Here is a 10,351-nt window from a genome sequence, read left to right on the forward strand (position 1 = left end):
GCGTTACATAAGGAGCTACAAACTTAAAGGCCGGCCAGCTGAAGCCCGCGGATCAAGAGCTCTGTGTGTGCGGGATCTTTGTCCGGCACAAAAGCGCGTATGTCATCACTCCGAAAGGTAGGGAAGTTCTCCCTCACAACTTTAGCATACCGTGCGGCCATGTTGTTATTCTTGGCCATAGCGTGACATGCCGCAAGAAGACGAGCCGTGGCTTCCTTTGACTTAACGGGATCAAGAGCTTGAATTGCCTTTTCGAATTCACCGCGAACATAGTGGATGGAACCAGCGATCCAGTAGTAGTATTCCGGCGGAAGGGGATTGAGGCGGAAGGCCTCTCGGCTGACTTCCAAAGCCACATCGAGATCTCCGCTATGAGAAAGGGCGTCCGAATAGTCAATAAGGACGTCCGCATCGCTAGGATTAAGCTCTTGGGCTTGCTGAAAATATTCTAGGCTTTCACCAAATTGGCGACGATAAAGCGCAATGAAGCCGAGTTCTCGAAACGCACGACCGCTGACGGGATCCACTGCTCTCGCCATTTGAGCAGACTGGTTAGCTACATCAAGCAGTTCGCTCTCCTTCATGCCGCGCACTAGCCACTCCATTGCGAGTGATCGGGAGATTCCTGCATGCGCCGGAGAAAAGCGATCGCAGCGTTTGACCGAAGACTTGAACCATTTGCGTGCTTGGCGTAATCGAGGCAAATCCATTTTGTTAAGGTACTGTTTTCCTTCAAGATACAAGCGATATGCGGACGGCGCGACCTCATCGATCGGAACGCCGAGTTCGTGCTGCTCAATTGCCCCGGTGACCGATTTGGCTATGCGTTTGGCGAGTTGGCCAAATGAGGCGCTCATCTTTTGTACATCGAGCGGCAAATCAATAGCCCACAGAACCTCCGACGTAAGAACTTTTGTCAGCCGGCATGTGGCGTAGATTTCGTCTGCCTCCCCTTGGATTGTCACATATACCGAGTAATCAAAGCGCATTTCCGGCGGCAGATTGTTAGTGGAAAAAAAGCTGATTGACCGGTGCACCATCTCCATGCTGGTGTGTGCCGCGATTACTTTGAATATTCGTTGATGGCTTAACCCAACGGTCACGTCTTCTAAAAGCGCCCTTCCGAGCCGTGAGATCAATGGATCAGTGAGAATGGTATCGGGCGGTAGGACGACAACGCGTGGCTGTTCGTCTGCTGCGGCCTTAGTAGTCGACTCTGGCAATTCAGCCGACTGTGCAACAGAGCCGTCGCGTGAAATTCCAAGGCCACGGGCAAGTTCGATCGTCTGACGATCCGGTTCAGCGTGATAGTCTGCGACCAACTGATGTTTGCAGCGAAGGTACGCTTTTCTGGCGGCGGGGAGATCACCTAACCTTGCGTAGGATGTCATTATCGCGCGCCAGCCAGCCTCATTAGCGCTATCGATCTCTACCAATCTCTCTGCGAGGGTGATGGTTTCAGGCGGTTCGAGCGTTCCGCAGCGCATAAGCAATTGCTCAATAGCAAGCGTCCTCGATTCATCCACTCTCTGTCGCTGAAAGGTCAACCACTCTTCAACACCCGACGTTGGGGCTGAAATGCCTTCAAGCAGTTCGCCAGAAAACACACGCCAGTTCTTCTTTGACAGGGGCGCTTCGCGGCTCGCGAGTACTAGTAAGTCGATCTCCCAGAATGTCGTGTTCAGGGCGATATAGTCACCGGTCGCCGCTAGGACGGGCGGTATACCTTTAAAATCAACAGATTGTATCCTGTTGATCAGCTGTCGGAGATTACCGGCTCTTTGCGCGGCGTCAGGACTGCTCCAGAGCAACTGTCGCGCGACTTCTCGCTCTATTCGACGATCGTTCGCGAAGGCAATAAGTCCGGCTAGTAGAAATGCCTTTTCGGGAAACAGGATTTCATGGGAGTCGACTTTCAAGGTCGGGCGGCCGAGGAGAAAAAGGTTTCCTTTTGAAATCAGCACTTGCTGTTCCATCTGTCTTGTCACTGGGGGCAGCTATCTTAGAAAGAGTAAAGCTGAACTTGGCAACCAAGAATGCTCGCAGCATTCAAGGTGTTTTCACCGCCAACGTGCTCGACGGGGCGTAGCTCTTCATCAATCCTATGCAATCAACGTCCGTCCGGAACAGCCCGAAACTGGACAGAGTATGGAATCTCTCAGAAGTCGCACGCTTTGCGGCGGCCTATTCTTGGAGAATCCATTTCAGCGTTCAAAAGAAAATTCTTTTATTCAAGGCGCAGAAAGAAAATAGATGCGTCTTATATCTAAAGATTGTTTTGAAGTGGGGCGGTTTACATCCGAGCGATTGCGGATTTTGTTCGTAAGAAAACTCGAATATGTTATGTGCATTCTTTGGATTGTCACAGCCAATGCAGAATGAAGTTCTCCAAAGTGGAGAATTGCTTCAAGTGTCCGAAACTCTATTTCCAAACCCTTATGCCACAGTTCCACCGTCAACCGAGCTTGGCCTCACGATGATTTTGAGGCATTGACGTTTGCAGAAGGCCTCTTGCCAGAACACGATTCTCACGAAAAAGTGACTGTCAGGTGGAGCGACAAGCAAGGGATGGTTGCTCAAAACCAGTAAAACTCTTTACTGGTATTTTCGAACAGAACCAATCACGGACTGTTATGGTTGATCAGACAAACTCAGATCGTAGGATGGGGAAAGTATTTTCGAGGACGGCTCAGAGATACACAGATATCCTGAACGCAGCTGCGGAGCTCCTCAGGGAGGGAGGAATGGGTGCCGTCACAACGGACAGGATAAGGCAGCGGATCAACGTATCTCTCACGACCGTCTATTCTCATTTCGAGAACCGCCAGGAGATATTGGAAGAGGTATTCAGGGATACTCACGCCAAATTCTACGCTACTGCGGAATATAAATTACAATTTGCGCGCACTTCCGAGGAGCAGTTAGCGACTATCATTGAGGGAATATTTGCGGAGGAGCTTTTCACTGAGACGCATATGCATATCTGGATCGCTTCCATCAATTATTATTTGTACTGTCAAGGACAGTTTTCTTACGCGCCGGAAGCGCATAGCCGGGCGGTCGAGCGAACGAGGCGGCTATTTCTCGAGCTGGGTGACAAGGATCCGGACGCATCGCCGCAATTCTGGGCATTTGTCGATGGATTATGGCTACATGCCGCGCTTGGTAAAGGTTCTCTCAGCAGAGATAAATGCATCGATCGAACGTTCGCGTTTACGGAACGCCGCCTGGGAAGAAAATTACCACGTAAAGTTAAAGCGGCTGATGAATGACAAGTCTGCAAAGACATTTTTACTCAGGTGTAAAAGACGCCAAGACCTTTTCATACCAATAGATGACGAACGGTTTGGATATTATGGGGTGTCTTTTCCTATCGCGATGCTTTCACAGTTTCGGATAGGATGAAATTTGTCCGCGCTATAAGTCGGCCCATATGAAAAATGCGGAGTTGTTTGGAATCTGTGGTCGTACCCGATTTTGCAAGACGTTTCTGATCTTCTTTGACTTGTGATCGAGTCCCGTCTTCCTATGTCTGGCCTTTCGCTGCATCAATACCGTCGAAACGCCGCTCGTTACAGCAATCCTGATGGACCGACCAGCTCGCCTTCCTTGGTGACAATGGTCGATCCATAGGGCTCTCGGGCCGTGACGATCAACGCATCGTCCGGCAATGGCCGAGCGAGATCTTTCGCTTCATCCCATGGCGCTCTCATCCAGACATCGGTCTCTTCCCTGGTCAGCAGGAGCACCGGCATGGCCTTGCCATGAATGGGTTTGACGAGATTGTTCGGATCGGTGGTCAGAAACCCGTAGAGATCGTCTGTCGTGAAGCCGTCCTTGACCTTGCGCACGGATGTCCATTGCCGAACATGAATGCCGGCAAAGAACATCAGCGGCTTGTCTGCATTGCGGGCGAACCAGGCGTTCGGCACGTTGCCGCCATCCTCCTGACTTGCCGGATCCGGTTCGGCAAAGCTGGTGACGGGAACGAGGCAACGGTTCACGACGCCGAACCAGCGCCGCCAGTGCGGGAGCTTGAGATTGCGGACATTGGTTACGCCGCGATCGACCTGCTCGCGCAGCAACTGGTCGAAGTCAAACCCCTTGCCCTTTGCCCGCAGCTTCTCGGCCTTGGCCTGTGCAAGTTTCTCAAGAGCGAACCTCGGGGAGGGAAGTCCCCAACGGGCATGGACGAGCTGCTTCCTGCCGTCGGCGGTGTTACGGACGATCGGTCCCATCTGATCGGGGTTCATCTGATAGGCCGGCATCAGGTTGATCAGGCTCTCGGCATCCTGAGCCCACTTGTTCACCCAGTCCTTGTCTTCCATGCGATAAAGATTGCACATAGACGCTCCATCTCCCCTTGAAGCAGGCGGGCATGGTAGCCGACGAAGCGCCGGAATGCCAATCGGCAGCTCTCGGCCGATCGGCTTCAAACTTTTTCGCAAGCGTCGCCAGCGTCCGGTCGAAGTCATGTCCATGATTCCCAATGCGAATCTTAAAGTCCACTAAAATAGAGGGATAATATTCCTATTTCGGGTTGCTTGACACGCAAGGTGACTTGGAACATTTAGTGAACATATACACTTGACCGACATCACATCGATGCCAACAGACCTTGCAGAGAGCCGTGAGTGATGACTGCTACCCGTAACAGGGTGATATCCGATCTGAAGGACCGCATTGCGTTACTGCAAGGGAACGCGGGGAGGAGGAACGGCTATCTGGCCTTCGGTGTGGCTGAGATCGACGCGGCGCTGCCGAGTGGGGGTCTTGCCTATGGTGCCGTGCACGAGTTCGCCGGCGGCGGGGCAGGGATCGTCGATGGCGCTGCCGCTGCCCTCTTTGCCGCCGGCATTGCGGCACGCACCAGGGGCAAGATCGTCTGGTGCCTGACGCGGCCGGATCTGTTCTTTCCGGCGCTCGCGCAGGCTGGTCTCCATCCCGATCGGGTCGTCTTCGTCGAGGCCGGCCGCGAGGAGGACGTTCTCACCTCGATGGAAGAGGCCTTAGCCTTCGGCGGCCTCGGCGCCGTCGTCGGCGAGATCGTCCGGCTGCCGATGGTTTCCTCGCGCCGCCTGCAGCTGGCGGCGGAGAAGACCGGTACCATCGGCCTGGTGGTCCGGCGTTGGCGCCGGCAGGTGGAGGCCTCGGATTTCGGGCAGCCGACGGCGTCGACGACGCGGTGGCGGGTGAGCGTCCTGCCATCGGAGGACTTGCCGGTTCCAGGCGTCGGACGGCCAAGATGGCTGCTGGAGCTGATGAGAGTGAAGGCGGGTGAGTGCGCTGAGTTTATCGTTGGAGCGTGCGATGCCACGGGTCGTATCCATCTATCTGCCGGACCTGCCGATCGAGCGGATCAGGCGGATGGATCAAAGAGCAGAATTATCGCCTGAGCGGCCGCTGGTGCTGATCGCCAGGAGCGGCTCCAAGCGTTTTGTGTCCGCAGCCGACGCGAAGGCCAGGGAAGCGGGTATTCGTGTGGGCGTGCCTGCCGCCAAGGCGCAGGCCGTGGTCCATGGGCTGCAGTTCGTCGATGCGGATCCCTCAGCCGATGCAGAAGCGCTCGAGCGGATCGCGCTCTGGTCCCTCACGCAATATTCCCCGATCGTCGCCGTCGACGGCACGGACGGGATCGTCATGGATACGGAAGGCGCCGATCACCTGCAGGGCGGTGAGCTTCCCATGCTGACCGGGATCGTCAACCGCTTCCGGGCGAGGGGGCTGACCGTCCATGCGGCAATCGCCGACACCTGGGGTGCGGCCCATGCCTGTGCCCGCGCCACCCGTCGCGAGGTCGTCATCATTCCGACAGGAGAGACCGCGCGCGCTGTCGAACGCCTGCCGATCACACAGCTGCGGCTACCGGCGGACATTGTCACCAGCCTTCGCACACTCGGTTTCAAAACCATCGGCGAACTGTCGGCAACGCCACGGGCGCCATTGGCGCTGCGCTTCGGCCCAGAAATCGGCCGGCGCCTCGACCAGATGTTCGGTCGTGTGTCCGAGCCGATCGATCCGATCCGGGCGCCGGAATGGATCGAGGTCGTCAGGACCTTTGCCGAACCGATCGGTGCGGCCGAGACGATCGACAAATATGTCGGCCGCCTCATCGTCAGGCTGGTGGCGGAACTGCAACGCAAGGGGCTTGGCGTCCGCCGCACCGACCTCATTGTCGAGAAGGTCGATGGCAGCAGGCAGGCGATCCGCGCCGGCACCGCCAAACCGGCCCGCGATGTTGCCTGGCTGACAAAGCTGTTCCGCGATCGAACGGAAAAGATCGAGCCTGGCTTCGGCATCGAGAAGCTGACGCTCATTGCCGTCATGACCGAACCGCTTGCCGAAGAGCAGCGGTCGTCGTTGGTGGATGAGAGAGACCAGGATATCACGCCATTGATCGATACCTTCGGCAATCGCGGCCAGCGCGTCTATCGCATCGCGCCGGTCGCTTCCGACGTCCCCGAGCGCAGCGTCCGGCGCATTGCGGTCGTGGCTCCGGACATCACGGAAACCTGGGTGCATCACTGGCCGCGACCGGTGCGGCTCATGGCGCGACCGGAACCGATCGACGTCATCGCGCTGCTGCCGGATCATCCGCCTGTCTCAGTCACCTGGCGCGGCAAGCGCCGGCGGATCAGACGCGCCGACGGGCCGGAGCGCATTTTTGGCGAATGGTGGACAAAGAATTCCGAATTCGACGCCGTCCGGGATTATTTCGTGGTCGAGGACGAAAGTGGCGAGCGTCTATGGATCTTCCGGTCCGGTGATGGCGTCGATGCCGCTACCGGCTTGCATCGCTGGTTTTGCCATGGGATCTTCGCATGAGCTACGCCGAGCTGCAGGTCACCACCCATTTTTCCTTCCTGCGCGGCGCTTCATCGGCCGATGAACTGTTCCGGACGGCGAAAGCGCTCGGCATCAGCGCGCTCGGGATCGTCGACCGCAATTCGCTGGCCGGGATCGTCCGGGCGCTCGAGGCCTCGCGGGCGACAGGGCTCCGCCTGGTTGTCGGCTGTCGTCTCGATCTTGCCGACGGCATGTCGATCCTCGTCTATCCCACGACCCGCGCCGCCTATTCCCGCCTGACCCAGCTTCTGACGCTGGGAAAGGCACGGGGCGGCAAGGCGAACTGCATCCTGCATCTCGACGACCTCGCTCTGTATGCCGAGGGCCTGATCGGCATCCTTGTTCCCGATCTTGCCGACGAAACCTGTGCCCTTCAGCTCCGGAAAATGGCAAAAATCTTTGGCGATCGTGCCTATCTGTCGCTTTGTCTGCGCCGGCGACCCAATGATCAGCTGCGGCTGCACGAACTCTCCAATCTTGCGGCGCGCTTCAAGGTTCGAACCGTCGTCACCAATGACGTTCTCTTCCATGAGCCGTCGCGCCGGCAGCTGCAGGATATCGTCACCTGCATTCGCAACAACACGACCATCGACGATATCGGCTTTGAACGCGAGCGGCATGCCGACCGCTATCTGAAACCTCCGGAAGAAATGGCGCGTCTCTTTCCGCGCTACCCCGAAGCACTCGCCCGCACGCTCGAGATCGTCGAGCGCTGCAGGTTTTCGCTGGAGGAGCTGACCTACCAATATCCGGAGGAAGCGATCGTACCCGGCAAGAATGCTCAGCAATCCCTGGAGCATTATGTCTGGGAGTGCATTCCCAAGCGCTATCCCGAAGGTCTGCCGCCATCGGTGCTGAAGGTGGTGCGGCACGAGCTCGACCTCATCCGCACCATGAACTACGCCCCCTATTTCCTGACGGTGTTTTCGATTGTCCGCTATGCCCGCAGCCAGGGCATTTTGTGCCAAGGCCGGGGATCGGCGGCCAATTCCGCCGTCTGCTATATCCTCGGCATTACCTCGATCGATCCGGAGACCAACAATCTGCTCTTCGAGCGCTTCGTCAGCCAGGAGCGCGACGAGCCGCCCGACATCGATGTCGACTTCGAGCATGAGCGGCGCGAGGAGGTGATCCAGTGGATCTACAAGACCTACGGTCATGACAGGGCGGCTCTCTGCGCGACGGTGACGCGTTACCGTGCCAAGGGCGCGATCCGCGATGTTGGCAAGGCGCTCGGCCTGCCGGAGGACGTGATCAAGTCGCTGTCGTCGGGCATGTGGTCGTGGTCCGAGGAACTGGTGACCGATCGAGGCTTGCGTGAGCTCAACCTCAATCCTAGGGATCGCCGGCTTGCCTTGACCTTGACGCTGGCGCAGCAGTTGATGGGCGCGCCGCGCCATCTCGGCCAGCATCCCGGCGGCTTCGTGCTGACCCAGGATCGTCTCGACGATCTCGTGCCGATCGAGCCGGCATCCATGGCCGACCGGCAGGTGATCGAATGGGACAAGGACGATGTCGAGGCTCTGAAGTTCATGAAGGTCGATGTCTTGGCGCTTGGCATGCTCACCTGCATGAGCAAGGCCTTTGCCTTGATCCAGGACCACAAGCATCTGGATCTTGATCTCACTCAAATCCCTCAGGAGGATCCTGCGACCTATGCGATGATCCGCAAGGCCGATACGCTCGGCACCTTCCAGATCGAAAGCCGGGCGCAGATGTCCATGCTGCCGCGCATGAAGCCGCGCACCTTCTATGACCTCGTCATCCAGGTGGCGATCGTCCGCCCCGGTCCGATCCAGGGCGACATGGTCCATCCCTATCTGCGCCGACGCGAAGGCAAGGAAGCCGTGGAGTATCCAACCCCTGAGCTCGAGGCCGTTCTCGGCAAGACGCTTGGCGTGCCGCTCTTCCAGGAGAGCGCCATGAAGGTGGCGATGGTCTGCGCCGGCTTTACCGGCGGCGAGGCCGACCAGCTGCGCAAATCCATGGCGACCTTCAAGTTCACCGGCGGTGTCTCGAAGTTCAAGGCCAAGCTCGTCTCCGGCATGGTTGGGAATGGCTATACGCCGGAATTTGCCGAAAGAACCTTCTCGCAGCTGGAAGGCTTTGGCTCCTATGGCTTTCCCGAAAGTCATGCCGCCAGTTTTGCCCTCATCGCCTATGCCTCGGCTTACGTGAAATGCCACTACCCCGATGCCTTCTGCGCGGCCCTCCTGAACTCGCAGCCCATGGGCTTTTATGCGCCGGCCCAGATCGTCGGCGATGCCCGCAAGCATGGTGTCGCGGTTCGTCCCGTCTGTATAAACCGCTCGCGCTGGGACTGCACGCTGGAGCCGGTCGAGGGCAGCGACCGTCATGCCGTGCGCCTCGGCATGCGCATGGTCCATGGGCTCGCCCAGATCGATGCTGCCCGCATCATCGCCGCTCGAGCCGACCAGTCCTTCGAGAGTGTCGATGATCTCTGGCGGCGATCGGGCGTGCCGGCCGCAGCCCTGGTCGAGCTTGCCGAGGCGGACGCGTTTCTGCCGTCGCTCGATCTGCAGCGCCGCGATGCGCTCTGGGCGATCAAGGCTCTGCGTGACGAGCCCTTGCCATTGTTTGCCGCGGCAGCCGAGCGCGAGCAGAAGACCATTGCCGAGCAGCAGGAGCCGGAAGTTCACCTGCGCCAGATGACGGAAGGGCACAATGTCATCCAGGACTATAGTCATACGGGTCTCACTCTTCGCCAGCATCCGCTCGCTTTCCTGCGCCGGGATCTTGCCGCCCGCAACATCGTCACCTGTCAGCAGGCGATGTCATCTCGCGACGGCCGCTGGCTGATGACGGCTGGCCTCGTGCTCGTGCGCCAGAAACCGGGCTCGGCCAAGGGCGTCATGTTCCTGACCATCGAGGATGAAACCGGTCCGGCGAACGTCGTCGTCTGGCCAAGCCTCTTCGAACGTCGCCGGCGCGTCGTGCTCGGATCCTCGATGATGGCGATCAATGGCCGCATCCAGCGGGAAGGGGAGGTGGTGCATCTCGTTGCCCAGCAGCTCTTTGATCTCACCAGTGATCTGTCCGGCCTTGCCGATCGCGATGAGGCCTTCAGGCTACCGACCGGGCGTGGTGATGAGTTCGCCCATGGGACGCCTGGCAGTCCGGACTCCAGGGAGAGGGCTGTGATGAAGGTGCGAGACCTCTACGAGCCGGATCGGCTTATTGAGAGGTTGAAGGTGAGGAGCCGGGATTTTCAGTGACCATCGCAAATCTGTTGGAGGGATGGAGAGCTCCCCGTTTCATCGGACAGCACCTGAGCACCCGTCCAATACCGGCATCTTGCTAAAATGTGCGCGTCCGGCCGAAGGAACGCAGCAGAAGATTGACTGATACGGCGACCTTGTCGAGCTCAGGAATGTCTCGCGAATAATCTCCCGTATAGAGCTTTACAATCATTTGGTCTCGGATAGCGCCCTCGAGCTCAAAATGAAGGTGGAGATAGTAGGCTTGCCGATCGCCGCCTCGGCTC

The 10,351-nt window shown here is 58.0% G+C and carries 7 protein-coding genes; 4 read left to right on the forward strand and 3 right to left on the reverse strand.

Going from position 1 to position 10,351, the window contains the following annotated elements; translation table 11 throughout:
* Positions 1-23: 23 nt before the first annotated feature.
* On the reverse strand, positions 24-1,976 hold the full coding sequence (locus PH558_RS33615; RefSeq protein ID WP_285208517.1) for an AfsR/SARP family transcriptional regulator: 1,953 nt from the start codon (positions 1,974-1,976) through the stop codon (positions 24-26).
* A 687-nt stretch (positions 1,977-2,663) separates the two neighbouring features.
* On the opposite strand from PH558_RS33615, the gene PH558_RS33620 reads away from it, so the two are divergent.
* Positions 2,664-3,272 carry a TetR/AcrR family transcriptional regulator gene (locus tag PH558_RS33620; protein WP_285208518.1) on the forward strand — a complete coding sequence of 203 codons (609 nt, stop codon included), beginning with the start codon at positions 2,664-2,666 and terminating at the stop codon, positions 3,270-3,272.
* 300 nt (positions 3,273-3,572) lie between these two features.
* Here the strand turns inward: PH558_RS33620 and PH558_RS33625 are convergent, their stop codons facing one another.
* Positions 3,573-4,346: an SOS response-associated peptidase gene (locus PH558_RS33625; protein ID WP_285208519.1), complete on the reverse strand. Its 774-nt coding sequence runs from the start codon at positions 4,344-4,346 to the stop codon at positions 3,573-3,575.
* 291 nt (positions 4,347-4,637) lie between these two features.
* Between PH558_RS33625 and PH558_RS33630 the strand changes: the two genes are divergently transcribed.
* From PH558_RS33630 to PH558_RS33640, 3 genes are read left to right on the forward strand one after another with little or no spacing between them, the layout of a single operon-like run.
* Positions 4,638-5,396, forward strand: coding sequence for an ImuA family protein (locus PH558_RS33630; RefSeq protein WP_285208523.1), 759 nt, complete (start codon positions 4,638-4,640; stop codon positions 5,394-5,396).
* On the forward strand, positions 5,311-6,825 hold the full coding sequence (locus PH558_RS33635; protein WP_285208520.1) for a Y-family DNA polymerase: 1,515 nt from the start codon (positions 5,311-5,313) through the stop codon (positions 6,823-6,825). Before PH558_RS33630 ends, PH558_RS33635 begins: the two co-directional genes overlap by 86 nt.
* Complete coding sequence (locus tag PH558_RS33640) at positions 6,822-10,082, forward strand: error-prone DNA polymerase (RefSeq protein ID WP_285208521.1); 3,261 nt, start codon at positions 6,822-6,824, stop codon at positions 10,080-10,082. Before PH558_RS33635 ends, PH558_RS33640 begins: the two co-directional genes overlap by 4 nt.
* 82 nt (positions 10,083-10,164) lie before the next feature.
* Here the strand turns inward: PH558_RS33640 and PH558_RS33645 are convergent.
* Positions 10,165-10,351 (reverse strand): hypothetical protein (locus PH558_RS33645; protein WP_285208498.1); only part of this gene is annotated, 187 nt, incomplete at its 5' end.

Origin of the sequence: Rhizobium pantanalense (genome assembly GCF_030182525.1) — a bacterium.
GTDB lineage: Bacteria > Pseudomonadota > Alphaproteobacteria > Rhizobiales > Rhizobiaceae > Rhizobium.

Coding starts and splice junctions, on each gene's coding strand:
- PH558_RS33615 (WP_285208517.1), bottom strand. CDS start 1,976: ATGGAACAGCAAGTGCTGATTTCAAAAGGAAACCTTTTTCTCCTCGGC.
- PH558_RS33620 (WP_285208518.1), top strand. CDS start 2,664: ATGGGGAAAGTATTTTCGAGGACGGCTCAGAGATACACAGATATCCTG.
- PH558_RS33625 (WP_285208519.1), bottom strand. CDS start 4,346: ATGTGCAATCTTTATCGCATGGAAGACAAGGACTGGGTGAACAAGTGG.
- PH558_RS33630 (WP_285208523.1), top strand. CDS start 4,638: ATGACTGCTACCCGTAACAGGGTGATATCCGATCTGAAGGACCGCATT.
- PH558_RS33635 (WP_285208520.1), top strand. CDS start 5,311: ATGCCACGGGTCGTATCCATCTATCTGCCGGACCTGCCGATCGAGCGG.
- PH558_RS33640 (WP_285208521.1), top strand. CDS start 6,822: ATGAGCTACGCCGAGCTGCAGGTCACCACCCATTTTTCCTTCCTGCGC.